Source organism: Dyadobacter sp., from assembly GCF_017744695.1.
Classification (GTDB): domain Bacteria; phylum Bacteroidota; class Bacteroidia; order Cytophagales; family Spirosomataceae; genus Dyadobacter.
Genome location: NZ_JAGIAS010000004.1, coordinates 233,588 through 252,268 on the forward strand (window position 1 = coordinate 233,588; position 18,681 = coordinate 252,268).

Annotated in this window: 14 protein-coding genes; 8 read left to right on the plus strand and 6 right to left on the minus strand. The window is 50.1% G+C overall.

Annotated elements, in window-relative coordinates; all coding sequences use genetic code 11:
- Nucleotides 1-22: 22 nt before the first annotated feature.
- From J7619_RS17055 to dctA, 3 genes are read right to left on the minus strand one after another with little or no spacing between them, the layout of a single operon-like run.
- Complete coding sequence (locus tag J7619_RS17055) at nt 23-313, minus strand: DUF5615 family PIN-like protein (RefSeq protein WP_291200925.1); 291 nt, start codon at nt 311-313, stop codon at nt 23-25.
- The gene (locus J7619_RS17060) at nt 310-540 is read right to left on the minus strand and encodes a DUF433 domain-containing protein (protein ID WP_291200928.1); all 231 of its coding nucleotides are present in this window, start codon (nt 538-540) and stop codon (nt 310-312) included. The genes J7619_RS17055 and J7619_RS17060 overlap by 4 nt, the downstream gene beginning before the upstream one ends.
- A gap of 46 nt (nt 541-586) precedes the next feature.
- Nucleotides 587-1,858: a C4-dicarboxylate transporter DctA gene (gene dctA / locus J7619_RS17065; protein ID WP_291200931.1), complete on the minus strand. Its 1,272-nt coding sequence runs from the start codon at nt 1,856-1,858 to the stop codon at nt 587-589.
- A 213-nt stretch (nt 1,859-2,071) separates the two neighbouring features.
- Here dctA and J7619_RS17070 point away from each other — a divergent pair, with 213 nt between their 5' ends.
- The 7 genes from J7619_RS17070 (at nt 2,072) to J7619_RS17100 (ending at nt 9,485) form a co-directional block, all read left to right on the plus strand.
- The gene (locus tag J7619_RS17070) at nt 2,072-2,419 is read left to right on the plus strand and encodes a DUF6686 family protein (protein ID WP_291200934.1); all 348 of its coding nucleotides are present in this window, start codon (nt 2,072-2,074) and stop codon (nt 2,417-2,419) included.
- A 60-nt stretch (nt 2,420-2,479) separates the two neighbouring features.
- Nucleotides 2,480-3,259, plus strand: a complete 780-nt coding sequence (locus tag J7619_RS17075) for a hemin ABC transporter substrate-binding protein (RefSeq protein ID WP_291200938.1) — start codon at nt 2,480-2,482, stop codon at nt 3,257-3,259.
- 6 nt (nt 3,260-3,265) lie between these two features.
- Nucleotides 3,266-4,372, plus strand: a complete 1,107-nt coding sequence (locus J7619_RS17080; RefSeq protein WP_291200941.1) for an iron ABC transporter permease — start codon at nt 3,266-3,268, stop codon at nt 4,370-4,372.
- Nucleotides 4,369-5,166: a heme ABC transporter ATP-binding protein gene (locus J7619_RS17085; RefSeq protein WP_291200944.1), complete on the plus strand. Its 798-nt coding sequence runs from the start codon at nt 4,369-4,371 to the stop codon at nt 5,164-5,166. The genes J7619_RS17080 and J7619_RS17085 overlap by 4 nt, the downstream gene beginning before the upstream one ends.
- Nucleotides 5,167-5,190: 24 nt before the next feature.
- A complete protein-coding gene (locus J7619_RS17090) occupies nt 5,191-6,237 on the plus strand; it encodes a hemin-degrading factor (protein ID WP_291200947.1) in 1,047 nt (348 codons plus the stop codon).
- 292 nt (nt 6,238-6,529) lie between these two features.
- A complete protein-coding gene (locus J7619_RS17095) occupies nt 6,530-9,082 on the plus strand; it encodes an adenosylcobalamin-dependent ribonucleoside-diphosphate reductase (RefSeq protein ID WP_291200950.1) in 2,553 nt (850 codons plus the stop codon).
- A gap of 172 nt (nt 9,083-9,254) precedes the next feature.
- Nucleotides 9,255-9,485: a helix-turn-helix domain-containing protein gene (locus J7619_RS17100; protein ID WP_291200953.1), complete on the plus strand. Its 231-nt coding sequence runs from the start codon at nt 9,255-9,257 to the stop codon at nt 9,483-9,485.
- A 5-nt stretch (nt 9,486-9,490) separates the two neighbouring features.
- Here the strand turns inward: J7619_RS17100 and purB are convergent, their stop codons facing one another.
- On the minus strand, nt 9,491-10,846 hold the full coding sequence (gene purB / locus J7619_RS17105; RefSeq protein WP_291200956.1) for an adenylosuccinate lyase: 1,356 nt from the start codon (nt 10,844-10,846) through the stop codon (nt 9,491-9,493).
- A gap of 153 nt (nt 10,847-10,999) precedes the next feature.
- Here purB and J7619_RS17110 point away from each other — a divergent pair, with 153 nt between their 5' ends.
- Nucleotides 11,000-11,740: an MIP/aquaporin family protein gene (locus tag J7619_RS17110; RefSeq protein ID WP_291200959.1), complete on the plus strand. Its 741-nt coding sequence runs from the start codon at nt 11,000-11,002 to the stop codon at nt 11,738-11,740.
- 1 nt (nt 11,741) lies between these two features.
- On the opposite strand, the gene J7619_RS17115 is transcribed toward J7619_RS17110, so the two are convergent.
- Both J7619_RS17115 and J7619_RS17120 read right to left on the minus strand, forming a co-directional pair.
- Complete coding sequence (locus tag J7619_RS17115; protein WP_291200962.1) at nt 11,742-17,201, minus strand: alpha-2-macroglobulin; 5,460 nt, start codon at nt 17,199-17,201, stop codon at nt 11,742-11,744.
- Nucleotides 17,202-17,342: 141 nt separating this feature from the next.
- Complete coding sequence (locus J7619_RS17120) at nt 17,343-18,566, minus strand: 4-hydroxy-3-methylbut-2-enyl diphosphate reductase (RefSeq protein WP_291200965.1); 1,224 nt, start codon at nt 18,564-18,566, stop codon at nt 17,343-17,345.
- Nucleotides 18,567-18,681 lie beyond the last annotated feature (115 nt).

Here is an 18,681-nt window from a genome sequence, read left to right on the forward strand (position 1 = left end):
TAAGAGGTACTTTGTTAAAAATTCAAATGTAAAAATGAAGGCCTGGCTTACGCAAAAAGATCACAATGGTTTCGGTTTCATGGAAAGCATACCGCAGAAAGATCACGCTGATATCTGAAATGTTGTGGGCAAAGACCCATTCGCCGAAGTCTTTGTCTTCGGTAAGGATAATGCGCGGTGGATTTCGGGAAAAATCGATAATGTCTTCGTCGGACAAACCTCGGTTGTTTTCGTAGATGGAGTGAACGTCAAATCCTGCGTTACGGATCGCTCTTATCAGACCGTGATCGATATTTTCATCAGCCAGAATCACCGTGCCGTTTCCAAATCCTCCTCGTTCGCGATGACCTCCGCTGCATATTGCAATACTGCCTGTATGGACTCGGGGCTCAAACCAGGGTACATTTTTATCAAATCAGCCTGTGTAGCACCTTCTCCCAACTTTCTCAAGATTAGCTCTACCGTCAACCGCGTCCCCTTTATAACAGGTTTACCGAGCATTACCTTATGGTCAGATGTGATGAAATCTCTGTAAGTCATAAGAATCAATTGTCTAGCATAGAACACTAAAATACAACTTTTAGTCCTACAACTTCGTCTGTTCGGGCTGCGTTACATCACTCAGATTATCGGTAACAACATTTTCCGTCTCCTGAATGTTGCTGAACGCATATTCCATTTTGCTGCGATCGAACTCCTTTTCGTTGTTCGCGAGCCAGATGGTGGCGACGCCGTTACCGATGAAATTGGTGATGGCGCGCGCTTCTGACATGAAACGGTCGACGCCCAGAAGAAGTGCCAGCCCTTCGACGGGAATTACCTTAATGGCCGTTAAAGTAGAGGCAAGCACCACGAAACCACTGCCGGTCACACCCGCGGCGCCTTTAGACGTTACCATCAATATCCCGATCAATGAGAAAATCTGACCGATAGTCAAATGCACGTTAAAAACCTGTGCAAGGAAGATCGTCGCCATTGAAAGGTAAATGGTAGTCCCGTCGAGGTTGAAGGAATACCCGGCAGGCACCACGAGCCCCACTACCGGCTTCGAACAACCCATTCGTTCCAGCTTGGCCATCAGCGAAGGTAACCCTGCTTCGGACGAGGAAGTACCGAGCACGATCAGCAGCTCTTCCCTGATATATTTCAAAAAACGCCACAAGCTGATTTTATAGGTTCTCAAAATCAATCCCAAAACTCCGAAAATGAAGACAGCCATGGTCGCGTAGACAGTCCCCATGAGCTTGGCGAGCGGTAACAGCGTATGAATACCGTATTTCCCAATCGTAAATGCCATTCCGCCGAACGCGCCGATCGGTGCGAAAATCATGACAAGGTGTAGGGCTTTGAAGACATATTTGGACACGAAATTCAGGCCATCGACAATGCGTTGCTTGGCCTCAATACGGCTCAGCACCGAGCCGAAAACCAATGCAAAGAGCAAAACCTGCAAAGTCACGTTATCCAGGAAAAATTGCAGCCAGCTGAAATCGTGCGCTTTCCCGGCATATTTGGAAATATCCCCCTTTTCCAGCGTATCGGTAACCACGCCGTGACCAGGGCGGATGATGTTGGCAACAATAATCCCGACCAGGAGCGCGAGGGTCGTTACCACTTCAAAGTAGAGCAACGCCTTGGCACCGACCTTCCCCACCTTTTTCAGGTCACCCATTCCCACAATGCCCAAAGTGATGGTCAGGAAAATGATAGGATTGATAAAAAGCTTCACCACCGAAATGAAACCTTCGCCGAGAAACTTCATTTCAACCGCCTTTTCGGGGAGGTAGTGGCCCAGGAGGGCACCGGCAGTAATGGCGGTAAGGACCCAGAAGGTCAGGTTGGTAACAAGCTTTTTCAACGGCGTTCAGGTAATAGGAATGAAACAGATCGTGTCGGGCGTCACCCACAAGCACTCGGGCAACTTATCAATTTACAATAATAAGAAGTCTGCCAGACGATTCCGGGAAGGTGGAAGTAAATTTTTATCAACTATTTATACTTGGTCTAAATTAATACCATATATTTGCCACAGACAAATGGCGGACATTCACATCCACGATATTAACAGGCCATGCAGGAGGATTCGCATTCATACAACTCGTTACGGATTTTGAGCCACACCACCAAAGGCTACATCGGGCAGTGCCATTGCTGCACGCACTTCAATTTCGCTTACGGCAATGTGCTGTTTGTATTCACAGAAGACGGCCTGCGGGGTTTTCAATCCATTTTGTATGACCAATACCACCTGCAAAGCATTGGCGACGCACTCCCACACGGCAAGACCCATTTGTTACCATCGCCCATCCCGAATTTCATGCTCTCTTTCGACGATACCGAAATAGAAGAGATCCGCACGATGTTCCAGGAGGCGTTGCTGGTTTTGGAAGTAGATAAAATATTTTCCTATAAAAAGTAAAACCCTGAAATGCAATCTGTTTTGAGATTCTGTATCTGTCTAATACTCATCCTGTCGACGATGGGATCCGGTTATGCGAAAGCGCTCCGGATCGTTTCGGCGAACGGCACGTTGAGTGAAATTCTCGTGGGGCTTGGTCTGGAAAAACAGATCGTTGGTGTGGACGTAACAAGTACTTTCCCTGCTTCCCTCGAAAAGCTCCCCAAAATCGGTCATAACCGAACTATCGCGGCCGAAGGCATCCTGGCCCTGAACCCAGACGTAATCGTATACACCGACCAGAGTATGCTTGCTCCGGCGGTAGTGAAGCAACTCAACAGCAGCGGCAAAAAGCTCGTAGAGTTCAAGCATGAATATTCCAAAGACGGCGCTATCAGGCTGATCCGCGAAGTAGGCGCTTACTTTAACGCCCAAGCGCAGGCCGAAAAAATGGTCAAAACGTTACAGGCCGACCTGGCGAAGGTCCCCTCACCGGCCAGCCCCAAAAAATTACTCTTCATCTACGCCCGCGGCGCGGGTACATTAATGGTTTCCGGCACAGGCACGTCGCTGGATAAAATGTTCGCATTGGCGGGCCACAAGAATGCGGTCACCAGTTTTACCGATTTTAAACCGCTGACTGCGGAATCGCTGATTACCGCCAATCCCGACGTGCTGGTACTGTTTTCCAGCGGCCTGGAAAGTCTGGAAGGCATGGACGGCCTGTTGAAAGTACCCGGCGTAGCCAGCACCAGTGCGGGCAAAAACCGGAGGATCGTGACCATGGACGGGCAATTCCTCACCGGCTTCGGACCGCGGCTCGGCAAGGCGGCAATTGAACTTTCTCAAAAAGTAAAATAGGAGATAATGCTGACAGAAACGGTAAAAGAGCGGCAAACTACGAGCGCGGGGACGTTCCAAAAGCACATTCTGCCTTCCTCGATGGGCAAAATGGTGTGGATATTGGGAGCTATCCTGCTGGCGTGCGTGGTATTTGCTGCCTGTACCGGCGCATTGTCTATTTCCGTGAGTGAACTCTGGCAGATCATTGCATTCAAACTCGGCTGGGTTTCCGAAATGCAGGTTGAAGAACAGAAATCGATCGTTTTCTGGATCATCCGTCTGCCAAGGGTGTGCCTCGCCGTGCTGATCGGCGCTGCATTGGGCATTGCCGGGGCCTCGCTGCAAGGGCTTTTCCGCAATCCGATCGCCGACGCCACACTCATTGGCGTCACTTCCGGCGCATCGCTTTTCGCCGTATTTATCATTATGCTCAACGTTAAATACTTCGGAATGCTGAACGAGCTCGCCGGCGCGTACAGCATTTCGTTTGTCGCGTTCCTCGGCGCCGCCTGCACGACCTTGCTCGTGTACCAGCTATCAAAGCTCACCGGCGACGGCGGTGTAACCACATTACTGCTCTGCGGGATCGCTATCAACGCATTCGTAGGGGCGATGACGGGGCTCATGACCTACCTCGCCGACGACGCACAGCTCCGGAGCATTACGTTCTGGAACCTCGGCAGCCTCGGTGGCGCCAACTGGACGTCCGTAATGGCCGTAGGACCATTTGTAGCGATTTCGCTCTTCTTCATGCCTTATCTTTCCAAAGCATTGAACCTGCTCGTGCTGGGCGAAAGCCAGGCCGCGAGCCTTGGCGTCAATATGAAATCATTGAAGCAGAAAGTAATCATCCTCGCAACAATGGGCGTCGGCGCATCCGTAGCTGTTGCTGGAACCATCGGCTTCGTGGGCTTGGTAGTACCACACATTATACGCACATTGTTCGGGCCAAACCACCGGACGCTAATTATCGGATCGGCATTGTCGGGTGCTATTGTACTCACATTAGCCGACACCCTCTCCCGTACCATCGTAGCACCATCGGAACTCCCGATCGGCATCCTTACGGCCATGCTCGGCACGCCGTTCTTCATTTATATTTTGTGGGAACAAAAACGTAAGCGGTTATGATCGAGGTTAGGAATGCGGGATTCGAAGTAAGGGGCCGGAAATTGCTTAAAAATGTAAGTTTTTCCGTCAAACCCGGTGATTTCTGGGCGATCGTGGGCGCGAATGGCGCCGGGAAGTCGACGCTGATCAAACTGCTTTCCGCGGAACACGAGGTTACCTCCGGATCGGTGCATTTCCACGACCGCGATCTCCGGAAATACAAACTGAAAGAACTGGCCAGAAAACGGGCCGTATTGTCCCAGAAAAACAATATCACGCTTTCGTTTACCACACAGGAAATCGTGTTGATGGGCCGCTATCCGTTTTACGACGCCGATCCCGGACAGCGCGACCTGGCGATCGTCGATATGTGCCTGAAAAAAGTAGGCATAGGGCATCTGACAGGCCGCCTTTACCCGACACTATCCGGCGGAGAACAACAACGCGTACAACTTGCGCGCACGCTCGCACAGGTATGGGAGATCGAAAACGGCCTGCTCCTGCTCGACGAGCCCACCACGGGAATGGACCTTTTGCACCAATATGAGACTTTCCAGCTGGCGAAGGAGCTTACGCGTAAAAATTTCGCGGTGATCGCCGTGATCCACGATCTGAACCAGGCATTACAGTATGCCGACCGCGTACTGATGCTCAAAAATGGCCATATGCATGCGATAGGCTCACCCGAAAATGTGCTGACCGAGCAGGCTATCCAGGAGGCTTTCGGCTTGCCGGTGCAGATTATCCAGCCGGAAATGACGCCATACCCCGTCATTGTGCCCCAGGTGGCACCCGTTTCTTACCATTTATCCTGATTAGTAACTATTAAATACCCAAAGATGAAGTCAACCCTTTCACCGGACAGAACTGAATTGAAAGAACGCTGGGCAGAATACAAGCTCGCCAATCCCAAATCACGCATCCGCGACGACGCCAAAGCGCTCGGCACATCGGAAGCCGAACTCCTCGCTACCGGCCTTGGCGCTCATGTGCAGCTCCTCGACGGCGATTTCAGGAAGCTGATCAAGGAAATAGGCTCGCTGGGGCACGTGATGGCACTCACACGTAACGATCACGTGGTGCACGAACGCAAGGGCATGTATGAGAAAATATCGTTCAATAACCACGTCGGACTGGTGCTGGGCGAGGATATTGACCTCCGCCTGTTCCTGGGCGACTGGAAATTCGGCTTTGCTGTTTCGGAAAACGACCGTTTCAGCCTGCAATTCTTTAACAGCTTCGGCGAAGCGGCGCATAAAATTTACCTGACGGAGAAAAGCAACAAAGCAGCTTACGACGCGCTGGTCGCCAAATACCTCGCCGCCGATCAGGATGTAAACTTGTTTGTAAGTGCGAAAAAAGAAAAGATAGCCGAGCCTGAGGAAGCAGCAGATCTCGATAAGGCCGCATTTCAGGAAGAGTGGCTGGCCTTGAAAGATACCCACGACTTTTTCACACTGCTGCGGAAGCATAAACTATCGCGAAAGCAAGCATTACGCAACGCGCCGGAGGGTTATGCACACCGCATTAAGCCGGAGAGCATGAAACCGCTGTTCGATGCGATTTCGGAAACGGGATTGCCGATTATGGTTTTTGTTTCGAACCCAAACTGCATTCAAATCCACACTGGTCCGATCAAAAAAATCTTTGTTATGGGCCCGTGGCTGAACGTAATGGACCCGGAGTTTAACCTGCATTTGCGCGAAGACGCCATAGACGAGGCCTGGGTGGTGAGAAAGCCTACCGCAGACGGCGTCGTGACCGGTATTGAACTCATCGACAAGGACGGTGTGATGTTCAACCAGTTCTTCGGCAAGCGCAAGCCGGGCATTCCCGAGCTGGCCGAATGGCCTGCACTCATCGAGCAGCATTCGGTCAGTTTCTAACCTGAGAAAATCAGCGTACCAACGACTTAAGATAAAATTTCGCCATAGTAATTAGAAATTGCCGGCTTCGTTAGTGAGCCGGTATTTTTTTTGCAAAAAATTTCAATATCACATTTTACAGGAAAAACAAAATTTGTAAACTTTTTGAATTTCAAAATATATCAACATATTGAAATACAAATATTTAACTTAAAATATTTGAAAACTTTTTATCAAAACACTTTTCATTTAAATTCCAAAATATGTAAATTTGAAACTCTCAACTTCTTCAAAAAACGTCTGATACCACCTAATGGAATCTATAAAATCTTCACAATCAGAAAGAACCTACACCAGTGACGAAGCCTTTCAGGCCTCGCTGGAATATTTCAGGGGCGACGACCTTGCTGCCCGTGTTTGGGTGAATAAATATGCGTTGAAAGATTCGTTCGGAGCTATTTATGAAGCGACGCCGAACGACATGCACCGCCGGATCGCGTCGGAAATCGCGCGCATCGAGCAGCGCTATCCGAATCCGCTGAGCGAAGCAGAGATTTTCGATCTGATCAAAGATTTCAAATACATTATCCCGCAAGGCAGTCCCATGACGGGCATCGGCAATCCTTACCAGATCGCCTCGCTGTCCAATTGCTTTGTGATCGGCAACAATGGCGTGTCGGATTCGTACGGCGGCATTATGAAGATCGACCAGGAGCAGGTACAGCTCATGAAACGTCGCGGTGGTGTCGGGCACGACCTGTCGCATATCCGCCCGAAAGGTTCGCCGGTAAAAAATTCCGCGCTGACATCGACCGGTATCGTGCCGTTCATGGAGCGCTTCTCCAACTCGACCCGCGAAGTGGCGCAGGATGGACGCCGGGGCGCATTGATGCTTTCTGTTTCGATTAAACATCCGGATTCAGAGAGCTTCATCGACGCCAAAATGGAACAGGGCAAAGTTACCGGCGCCAACGTGTCTGTACGGATCGATGACGAGTTCATGAAAGCGGTAGATTCAGGCACTACTTATCGCCAGCAATACCCCGTCAAAAGCGACAGTCCTTCACACATTAAGGATATCGATGCAACCGCGCTCTGGAAGAAAATTGTACATAATGCGTGGCAATCGGCCGAGCCGGGTATTTTGTTCTGGGATACCATTATCCGCGAATCCGTACCCGACTGCTACGCCGACCTGGGTTATCAAACCATTTCGACCAACCCATGCGGCGAAATCCCGCTTTGCGCCTACGATTCCTGCCGTTTGCTGGCCATTAACCTCTTCTCGTACGTGGAAGATGCATTTACCGGCAAAGCCCGGTTCAATTGGGAGCTGTTCAAAAAGCACATTGCGGCGGCACAGCGCATGATGGACGACATTATCGACCTTGAACTCGAAAAGATCGACGCCATCCTGCAAAAAATTGATGAAGATCCCGAAGATGCCGAAGTGAAACGCGTAGAACGCAACCTTTGGCTGAATATCCAGACCAAAGCCAGGGAAGGCCGCCGTACCGGTATCGGTATCACGGCGGAGGGAGATATGCTGGCTGCATTGGGCCTGCGCTACGGAAGTGACGAGGGCAATGCATTCGCGGTGGAAATTCACAAAACCGTCGCGCTCGAGGCTTATCGCGGATCGGTCCACACAGCCAAGGAGCGTGGCCCATTTGCCATTTTTGATTCGGAGAGAGAAAAAAATAACCCGTTCATCAACCGCCTGAAAGAAGCCGACGCGCAGCTTTACTATGAAATGCTCGAATACGGCCGCCGGAACATTGCATTGCTTACCATCGCACCAACCGGCACGACGAGCTTGATGTCACAAACCACCTCGGGAATCGAGCCTGTTTTCCTTCCGGTTTATAAAAGAAGAAGAAAGGTAAATCCGAACGATAAGGACGTCCGTGTGGATTTCGTGGACGAGGTAGGCGATTCGTGGGAAGAATACGTCGTTTTCCACCACCGTTTTAAGGAATGGATGGAGGTAAATGGTCTCGATACCAACAACAATTATTCGCAGAAAGACCTCGACGAACTGGTTAAGAAATCGCCTTACTACAAAGCTACCTCCAATGATGTGGATTACCTCAAAAAGGTAAAAATGCAGGGCGTTATCCAGCAATGGGTAGATCACTCGATCAGTGTGACTATCAACATGCCGAACGACGTGACGGAGGAGCTTGTGGGCGAATGCTACATGGAAGCATGGAAAGCGGGTTGCAAGGGCGTGACCGTGTACCGTGACGGTTCGCGCTCGGGGGTATTGATCTCCAACTCCGAGAAAAAGGAGGAACCGAAAGACGGCTCGCCGGCACCATTCCCAACCGAGCGCCCGCAGACGCTCGAAGCCGATGTGGTACGTTTTCAGAACAAAAAAGACAAATGGATCGCATTCATCGGCCTGATCGACGGCCGCCCGTACGAGATTTTCACCGGTTTTGCGGATGATGAGGATGGTATTCTGATCCCGCGCTGGGTGAATGAAGGGGTTATCATCAAAAACCGGGAAGCCGACGGCAGCTCGCGCTATGATTTTCAATACAAAAACACCCGCGGCTACAAAACCACAATCGAAGGATTGTCTTACAAATTCAATCCCGAATACTGGAATTATGCGAAACTGATTTCCAGTACGCTGCGACACGGAATGCCGATCGAAAAGGTCGTAGACCTGATCAGCAGCCTCCAACTCGACGAGGCGATCAACACCTGGAAAGCCGGCGTTGCACGCGCATTGAAACGCTATATCCCGGATGGCACGGAAGCCGTGAAGCAGAAATGCCAGAACTGCGGCTCGACGAACTTGCTCTATCAGGAGGGATGTTTGACGTGCAAAGATTGCGGCTCGTCGAAATGCGGGTAAAATTTTAATGTTGAATGACCGAATGATTGAATGATTGAATAGACATTATTCATTCAATCATTCAGTCATTCAATCATTCAGTCATTCAATCATTCAACATTAACTATACTCACGCCACTCATTACCGTACCGCCTGCCCCGGTTCAAAGCATTCACGCTTTAAACCGACACGATGGTTATTTCGCAAATCCTGATCAGGTACCGCAGAGATAATGCACTCTCTCAGAGACAAATGTCCGACTTGCTCGGCGTTTCCCAGGTAGGGTACCACAAATGGGAAACCGGCTCCACCAAAATTGAAATGGAGCATTACTGTCGCATTGCGACGCTATGTGATGTGAATTTGATGGATCTTCTCCCACGCGACTGGCAGGAGAAGATCAGGGATGAATTGGGGGTGTGACTTCCTTAAAAAGTCTCTTCTACAACACCCAGGTAGTTGAATGGGCTCAATGCGCGAAGTTCCTCCCGTATTTTTTCAGACACATCCAGTGTTTCGATGAAGCGCGAGATGGAGTCGTGAGTAATTTTTTCGTTGGTACGCGTCAGCTCTTTCAATGCTTCGTAAGGCTTCGGATAGCTTTCGCGACGGAGAATAGTCTGGATCGCCTCGGATACCACTGCCCAGTTGTCTTCCAGTTCCGCTTTCAGTACCTCGCCGTTCAATTCCACTTTGCCTAAACCTTTCAACAGGGAGTTCAAAGCGATGGCCAAGTGTGCGATAGGTACGCCGATATTGCGCAGCACCGTTGAGTCGGTAAGGTCGCGTTGGAGGCGGGAAACGGGCAATTTGGATGCGAAATGCTCGAACAATGCCGACGCGAGCCCCAGGTTACCTTCGGAGTTTTCGAAATCGATCGGGTTTACCTTGTGCGGCATCGCCGATGAACCTACTTCACCGGCTTTGATCTTCTGTTTGAAATAACCCATTGAAATGTACGTCCACATGTCACGGTTAAGATCGGTGAGGATCGTATTGAGGCGTTTCAGACAATCGAAAGTAGCGGCCAGGTTATCGTAGTGCTCAATCTGCGTGGTGTGGCGGCTTCTTTTCAGTCCCAAACCTTCCACAAAATGGTGGCCGAATGCCATCCAGTCCTGTTTCGGATACGCAACATGGTGCGCGTTGAAGTTACCCGTTGCCCCTCCGAATTTCGCTGAATGCGGGATTTTATCGAGCATTTCGAGCTGACGCTCCAAACGCTCTACAAACACCAGGAACTCCTTGCCTACACGTGTAGGCGACGCGGGCTGCCCGTGCGTGAACGCGAGCATCGGTACGTTCTTCCATTCGATCGACATTCTCTTCAACACGAAAAGTACCTGACGGAACAATGGTTTGATCTGCCGCTCCATCGCGTCTTTCAGCGAAAGCGGGATCGCCGTGTTGTTGATATCCTGGGAAGTAAGGCCGAAGTGGATAAATTCCTGGTAAGATTCAATGCCCAGCTTCTCGAACTGCTCCTTGATGAAGTACTCGACAGCCTTTACATCGTGGTTGGTCACCTTTTCGATGTCCTTTATATGCAATGCGTCAGCCTCGCTGAAATCTTCATAGATCTTGCGCAGCGACGCGTATTTCTTCTTGTCAAATTCTGATAGCTGAGGGAGGGGAATTTCGCAGAGTGCAATGAAATACTCGATTTCCACATACACCCGGTAGTAAATCAGGGCATATTCCGAGAAATAAGCCGAAAGTTCAGATACTTGTTTGTAATAACGGCCATCAACCGGAGAGATCGCCGTAAGCTGATTTAATGACATGATTTTCAATACAAAAATTGATTATCAGGCAAAGTTAGCAGAATTCATGGTCCTAAAATGGTAAAACAGGAATGAAAAATTCTTTTTGGGATTGGAAATAGAAATTATAAAACTATTCGCATATTCGTTTTTAACCTTGATTTTACAAAGCACATGCAGCCTTCGCCTTTCGTTGGAGAATTAGTCGGAACAATGGTCCTTATTTTGTTAGGCAACGGCGTGGTCGCCAATGTCGTGTTGAAAAAAACCAAAGGCGAAAGCGGTGGCTGGATCGTCATTACGGCAGGCTGGGCGTTTGCGGTGATGTTCGGGGTGTTCACGGCGAATGCATTCGGCAGCGCGGCGGCGCACCTTAATCCTGCGGTAACTGTGGGTTTTGCAGTACTTCAAAATGATTACAGCCTTATTTCAACTTTCATTCCAGCCCAGTTGATAGGTGCCTTCCTCGGCGCCGTGCTGGTCTGGCTGCAATACCTGCCGCATTGGAAAGCGACGGAAGACGGCGGCGCCAAACTGGCCTGCTTTTCGACCGACCCGGCGATCAGAAGCACCGGGGCCAATTTTCTGAGTGAATTTATCGCAACGGTAATATTGATCGTCGGCATCGTCGCTATCGGCTACGCCGGCACGTCAGACCCGGAAAAAGGCGGCATCCCCTCGGGTGTAGCGCCCTATCTGGTGGGTATGCTGGTTTGGAGCATTGGTTTGTCGCTTGGCGGCACTACCGGCTATGCGATCAACCCGGTACGCGACCTGGGCCCGCGCATCGCTCATGCCATTCTGCCCATTCCCAACAAAGGCAGTTCCGACTGGGGCTATGGCTGGATCCCCGTTGTGGCCCCCATTGCGGGAGCCATCATTGGTGGACTGATTTTGCGTAGTTTCTCTTTCTAGACTATTCGACGGTGATCTTGCCGCCGCCCGAGTAGCTGCGGTACTCGCCACGATACATGGCATCCGCTGCGGCCGGGCCGATTGTAAACGTGCCTTTGGCCACGATTCTCACCTGGTAGTAGAATGTCCTTGGCTGACCATCGGCGTTGGTGAAGAAATGAATGCGGTCGTCGCGGATATCATAGTATTCCGGAACGGCTGCATTCGTGATCCATGGCATGTCACGTGGCTCGGTGATACGCGGGTTTTCGATTTCGAAGCCCGCCGGCAGCAGGTCGGTGATAACGATATCTTCTACGGGCAAGCCGTTGTTGCTGTTAAGCGTAAGCTTCACCACGACGAGGTCGTTTTGATGGAAAGTCTGCACAGGTTCACCATTGCGGGTAAGGAACTGGCGACGAATGCTGATACCCTGATCTTCTTCCACATAAGTTCCCGTAGCCGACATACCGTCCGTCTGCGCGAACCAGTACAGATCGCCTTTGCCCTGCGTTTTCACGAGCAGTTTCTGGTTCAAAACACCTTTTGAAATCTTCAACTCCTTACCCGAAAACTGACCGAGCGACTTTCCATTCGCAGAAACAGAGGCCGTTACGGTCGAATTGGACGTCTTTTTTGCCAGTTTACCCAATGCAAGTACCGCAAATGCAGCTTCCTGCGTATTCAGGTACGAAGCCGATTGAATAGCCAGCGAAAGCTGACGGCCCAACACCGGGATTTGCGAATTGGAAGGGTCAGATTCTATCAATGTATTTAAAACCAGAGACATATTTCTCAACGGGGATGAGTAGCTGTTGTCATAGTAATGCCCCGCATTTTCGGCTGTGTATTTCTTGGGCAGCAACGCATTGAAGCTCCGTGCATCACCTGCAAGCTGGTATGCCCCGGCCAGCAGATATTGCGAATCCTGGGTAAGCAAATGCGGATTTTGTTTGTAATAATTCATCGAAGCGCGGTTCGGGTGACCATTCAATGCCAGCACATAAAGCGAGTAAATGGCTTCGCGGCGGGCTACTGTCTTTTTGGTCTGTGTACCTTTCGGCTGCCCCTCGTAAGCCAATCCGTTGTTCGTACTTGCAATCACGACTTCCCTATTAGCCGTCGTGCCGCTTTGGGCGGTCAGGTATTCCACCGCGCGGCTGAGCGTTTTGGCATTGACTTCAAAACCTGCCCGACGCGCTTCTTCCAGGAAATGCACGGCATAGGCCGTCGCCCACCAGTCTTCGAGTTGCGCTCCCGGCCACATTCCCATACCTCCATTGAAAAGCTGCTGCGATTCCACTTTCCGAATGGCCTGTTGCACATTGGTCATCGGGTTAAAATCACTTTCTCCGCTCCTTACCGTGTAAACCGGTGCAGCCATTGCCTTGCTGAGGTCCGCAAAGTAAATCTGCGGGAAAGCTTTGGAAACCGTTTGTTCCAAACAACCGTAAGGATAGCCTAACAATGTCGATAATGCCTTTCCGCCTCCTTGCACGAGCGGCGAACGGCTCAACACCACCTGGCTGCTGCTTGTAGCAGGGATGAACGAAGATTTAAGGTCGATCAAACCCTGTTTGTCGCCTGCAATGAGGCCGGATGCGCTGGTTTTAAGCAATGGTGACGCCGGGCGAACGGTAATTTCGGTCTGATTGACGAATGTTTCCTTAAAAGCATTCACCTTCACCACCACCTTCCCGATACCGATGGCCGTCGCAGCTTTCACTGCAAACATGGCACGGCTTTCCTTTCCGGCAGGTATATTAATATTTTGGGTAACCGGCGCAGCTCCGGCTGCCAACGGGCCAGACAGCTGTACGGAAACCGTCGCCGTTGTCGCTTTGGATTCTGTATTGCTGATATTCACAGGCAAAACCAGTTCGTCGCCCGGACTCAGAAAACGAGGCAACCCCGCACTGATCACGATCGGATCTGCTACTTTCATATTCCCGGTAGCCGAACCGAATGCATTGTCCTTATAAGCCACCGCCATAATGCGCAGATCGCCACTAAATTGCGGGATATTGACATCGAAAGTAACATCGCCGCTGCCATTCGCTTTCAACTGGCCGCTCCAAAACGACACCAGTTCTGTCCGGCCATTACTCAGTGGGTTGATCCTTCTTTCCAAATCATAACCATCACCACCCGAGCTGGATGTTCCCGAGACCGTCAGTTCAGGGAAAAGTTGCGCATATAAATCGTGGCTGGAAACCTCCAATGCCCGCTTTTGATAAAAATGGCCATGGATATCCGGCGTTTTGGAGTTTTTGATCTGCAAAATACCCTCATCCACTACCGCCAGCGTCACCTCCGTATTCGGCTCGGTTTTGATCCGGATCTGCTGCTTTGTTTTGGAACGCGACTTTTCAACAGCTGTAATCGTAACCGGTAATTTGCGGTCGGGATCATCTACCAGGATCGGCTCGAACCCATGCGCCACCGTCAGCGGCATATCCGATGCGTCCAACGGCCTGATCAACGTTGCGGTTACGAATACGTTCGGCAAATGCTCTTCTTTGATTTTGAATGTCAGTTCGGCGGCTTTCTTTTCAGTGGTGAGAATATGTTGTTCCAACACATTATTACGCTCCATCGTCACGAGCAACCTTCCGTCAAATGGCGTTTTGAAAAGAACTTTCGCCGATTCGCCGGTTTTGTACCGTTCTTTATCCGTTTCCATCAGCACACGGCCCTCATTACTCACCTCGAACGAAGAATACTGTGTATAACCGTAGCCATAAGCATAGAAATTCGCGAGCGTGTAATGCGCAGCACCCGGGCGTCGCACACGTACCTCATACTCGCCCGAAACTGTGGGCACATATCTGAACGTACCTTTGCCGCCCGTAAGCGTCAGTTTATTCGAATAAACCAATTTCTCGCTTTTGCGTGAGGTATATTGCAAACGATCATATTTCTTTTCCACAACCGTTTGGTATTCCAGTCGCACCACTTCGATGGCCGCAATCGCACCATTCTGCAATGCGCCATTCTTGCCAACCCCCACAATATCAACGGGAACCGGAGCATTGGTGCCGACGTAAGTATCCGGTAACCGGATGCCATAAAATACCGGCTGAGTGTACACGTCGAAGCGTTGCAATCGGTTGACAGGCCGACCATTTTCGTCGAAGACCGTTACGTAAATCTTGCCTTCGAGCACGCCGATATCCTGTAACCCGGATAGCAAGGTAAACTGCTCATTGGCCTGCCCCTGCTCATTGGTAATGCCATGGCGGCTATCGCGCTCGAAAGTGGTTTCGGCGGGGATATCGAATGTATATTCAGGAAATGCTTTGGCAGAAAAGCCTTTCCGCTGTAACTGGAAGTCCATTTCATACGTGCGGCTGCTCGCGGGCGGGCCAAACAAATTCGTCGCCGTAGCCGTAAGTGAAACCTTCTGACCCGAAGCATAATCTTTGGCAGCCCCGCTGAGATCGACTTTAATGCGATCGGGCATAAATTCTTCTACACTCACAGCCTGAGAACCCAACAAGACCTCATTCGCATTGTAAACTTCAAGAATGTAAGTACCGGTAAGTACGCCAGCATCGAGGGGGATTTCGGATTCCACGGCCCCTTGTTCGTTTGTCGTTTTGCGCCACGTCCTGAATTCCCTGCCGTTCGGAGTTAACAGCCGGAGTTTCAAAGGTACTTTGGCCGCCGTTTTCCAGTCTTGTGTACGGAGCACCGTATTAAAATGCATGGTCTCGCCCGGCCGGTAAATATCGCGCTGACCATAGATGAATACCTGGTAACCCGATGCATTATCCCGCAAGCCTTCCACATCAAACCGCGAGGTAAGCACCTGGGTATCTTCGAGTAACAGGTAATTAAAATCGTCCTCCGAGCTTGCCGTAATCATCGCAATCTTGAAGCCGGGCGCTTTTTCACTCAGCTTATCTACATGCGCAATGCCATCGCCGTCGGTTTTTAAGGTGTGTACCGTTTGATTATTCGAGCTTACCAGCGTCAGTTCGAGGTCTTTGATCGGCTCGTTGGTTTTAATGGAATTGGCAAAAACCCACAATTCATCCTGGCCCTGCTTGGCGATAAGGCCTATATCGGAAATAGAGACGAGCTTGGTCGCTCCGAGATAAAATTCCTCAGAAGAATTCACTGAAACCAAATAAACGCCCTGTCGCCTGTTGTCATCCGGCAATGCAATGTTCAATGCGGATACGCCTTTGTTTTTGGAAAGATTTTCGGTCTCGACGATTTTGTTGACAATCACATCGCTCAATTGGTTCTCACGGTCGTCGCTGTAATTGAAATTACCAGTCGGTTGCCAGTCGTCGCCCACGTACGCGTAGTCGCTCCAACGGTTGTTGTGGATATAATGCAGGATATTATTAGCATACAACTTCGAAATGCGCACCTGCACTTTGGGTACATTCACGATATTGACACCGATGTTTCTCGAACTTTTAGAGGACAAATACAGCCCCTTTTTGTTGGCGAAAGAAATCGCCGCGGGCATTTTACCGAAAAACAGGTCTCGTGAAGTTTCTTCTTCCAAAGCATGTCCCAAAACGCCTTTCAGCGATTGTTTCAGTTGCAGCACATAGGTTTCCGTCTCGTTAAAATTGCCCCGAAGAATAAAGCCATTCTCGGTCGGTTCGGTTTCTGTCGCAGCTTCGGGGTTTACGGTGAAGCTATTGGCAATGCTCTCCTTATCAAGTTCCTGGGTGGTGATGATCCGTGCATAACCCGCATTGTTTTCAAAGCCTGTTTTAATATCCACCACTTCCAGATGCAGCGGGGAAGGAATGCTGACGGTTTTCGCAAGTGCTTCCTGGCTGCTGTATGAGGTGTTTTGCACCTTCACGCCTTTGTCGATCGCGATGTTGACCGGCGTTTCACTATTATCCGCCCTACCCATTTTGGCAAAAGCCAGCGTAACCGACGATTCATCCTGCGAGGGCAACAGGCGATAATCCAATGGCTGGTTTTCGAATAGTACTTTCAATTTCTCCGCCACATTCTGCCCATTCACCGGATAGTTAAAATGCAATCGCAGCCGCGCCTCCTGCCTGCCTGATTCCTGCGACAATGTCCACCAGCTTTCGGTTTCCACGAGTTGCAAATAGGGCGTGTGAAAAGTGATCGGGTCCTGGGAAAGCTTGTATTTTTTCTCCTTATCCGTTTTTTCCGTAATCAGGTCGGTCAATTGTGCCTTGTAGGACGTAGCGGCTCCGAAGCTTGCGACGGGCGAAAAGACGAGCTCATTCGGTGCGCTCCATTTGAACTTACCCCGAACAGCCGGTTCGAATGTCACATATTGCGTCGAATCCCAGTTGTTCAGCTCGGCGGCCGAAACCAGGTCCTTATTAAAGGTAAATACCAGGTTTTGCGATTGCCCTACCTCTTCGGTGAAGTTGGTCCCCGCAATGCGGACCTCATTGAAGGATGAACAGCTGCTAAAAAACCAGACAAAAAAAAGGAGGCAAAAAGAACTTAGGATGGCAGTCTTTTTCATAGGAAAGCAGATATAAAAAGCGGATGATTTTTGTAACCAAAACCATCCGCCTAAATTAAACTATACAAGTTAATTCGCTCTTAATAACCTCTTTCAAATGATTCAACGGTGCTCCTGCCAGATTTAGCGGCAACCGCTGCTTCAAAATGCCTGCATCACGTCTTCGATCGGCCTGGCCTCTTCAAAAAATGAAAGCAGCCGCACCAGAATTCCTTCCACCACCGCATCCGGGCACGACGCCCCGCACGTGAGCATGATACGCACGGGATTTTTGTCCGGAATATAATTTTCGGTCACGGTTTCCTCCTTTTTATGCAGATCAAAATGGCGGATCAGCTGCCCGTCGAGAATTTTGTCAACCGATTCGATAAAATAAGTCGGAAACTTCTGTTCGCACAGCTCGACCAAATGGGAAGTGTTGGAACTATTATAGCCACCAGCCACAATCACCAGGTCGGCGTCGTGTGTAAGCAATGCATAGGTGGCATCCTGGTTATCGTTCGTCGCGTAGCATAATGTATCACGCGTATTCGCGAAACGGTCTTCGACCTCTTCCTGGCGCAGATTATAATGCCGGATCATCACATTTTTGAGGTGATCGGCAATGCCTTGCGTATCGGAAGCCAGCATGGTAGTCTGATTCACGACGCCAATGCGCTGTAAATCCTTTTCGGGATCAAAACCTTCGGAGTACTGATTTTTGAAATCCTCGAAAAACTGCGATGCAGGTCTGGCCCCCGTCATATATTCTGCCAGAACTTGCGCCTGTTTCATATTCTCGACCACGACAGTCGGGGCATTTTCCTTGCTATGGGAGAATGTCGCACGGGTCTCCTCGTGGTTTGGCTTTCCATGGACTACAATCGTGTAATCCTTCCCACCGATCTGCGCGGCGCGGTTCCAGACTTTTTCCACAAACGGGCAGGTCGTGTCATATATATATTCTCCTGCACCCAGCCCTGCTATTTTCTGCTGATTTTCCACCGTTGTACCAAACGCCGGAACGATCACAATATCCTCCGCCGTGAGCTGCTCCCAGTCAATAAGCTGCTTGCCTTTAGTGTCCATGATAAACTGCACGCCACGCTCCATGAGATCACGGTTGACATCAGGATTATGGATCATTTCACTCAAAAGGAAAATGCGCTTGCCCGGATTTTCGGCAATGGCTTTGTACGCAATATCGATCGCGTTCTCTACCCCGTAACAGAACCCAAAATGCCGCGCGATGAGAAACTGGACCGGTCCGAAATCGAGCACCGTCGGGGAGTAATCCCTTTTTAATTTGTCGTTTTTACGGCGAAATTCCTTGATCGGCGTGATAATGCGGCTCCGGTAAAAATCGGGGATATTGAAAGTTTTCATGTACTAAATCGGTAGATTGCATCAAGGCAGTACAAAGATAACCCTGCCTTCTTCTAAGAACAACACGGTATGCCTCCTTTGTTCGGTATGCGGCATTTTGAAAAAATTTTTAAAA

Bases quoted from the DNA above. Each gene is read 5' to 3' on its own strand.
- J7619_RS17060 (WP_291200928.1), bottom strand. From the start codon at position 540: ATGACTTACAGAGATTTCATCACATCTGACCATAAGGTAATGCTCGGT.
- J7619_RS17070 (WP_291200934.1), top strand. From the start codon at position 2,072: ATGCAGGAGGATTCGCATTCATACAACTCGTTACGGATTTTGAGCCAC.
- J7619_RS17075 (WP_291200938.1), top strand. From the start codon at position 2,480: ATGGGATCCGGTTATGCGAAAGCGCTCCGGATCGTTTCGGCGAACGGC.
- J7619_RS17080 (WP_291200941.1), top strand. From the start codon at position 3,266: ATGCTGACAGAAACGGTAAAAGAGCGGCAAACTACGAGCGCGGGGACG.
- J7619_RS17085 (WP_291200944.1), top strand. From the start codon at position 4,369: ATGATCGAGGTTAGGAATGCGGGATTCGAAGTAAGGGGCCGGAAATTG.
- J7619_RS17090 (WP_291200947.1), top strand. From the start codon at position 5,191: ATGAAGTCAACCCTTTCACCGGACAGAACTGAATTGAAAGAACGCTGG.
- J7619_RS17095 (WP_291200950.1), top strand. From the start codon at position 6,530: ATGGAATCTATAAAATCTTCACAATCAGAAAGAACCTACACCAGTGAC.
- J7619_RS17100 (WP_291200953.1), top strand. From the start codon at position 9,255: ATGGTTATTTCGCAAATCCTGATCAGGTACCGCAGAGATAATGCACTC.
- purB (WP_291200956.1), bottom strand. From the start codon at position 10,846: ATGTCATTAAATCAGCTTACGGCGATCTCTCCGGTTGATGGCCGTTAT.
- J7619_RS17110 (WP_291200959.1), top strand. From the start codon at position 11,000: ATGCAGCCTTCGCCTTTCGTTGGAGAATTAGTCGGAACAATGGTCCTT.
- J7619_RS17115 (WP_291200962.1), bottom strand. From the start codon at position 17,201: ATGAAAAAGACTGCCATCCTAAGTTCTTTTTGCCTCCTTTTTTTTGTC.
- J7619_RS17120 (WP_291200965.1), bottom strand. From the start codon at position 18,566: ATGAAAACTTTCAATATCCCCGATTTTTACCGGAGCCGCATTATCACG.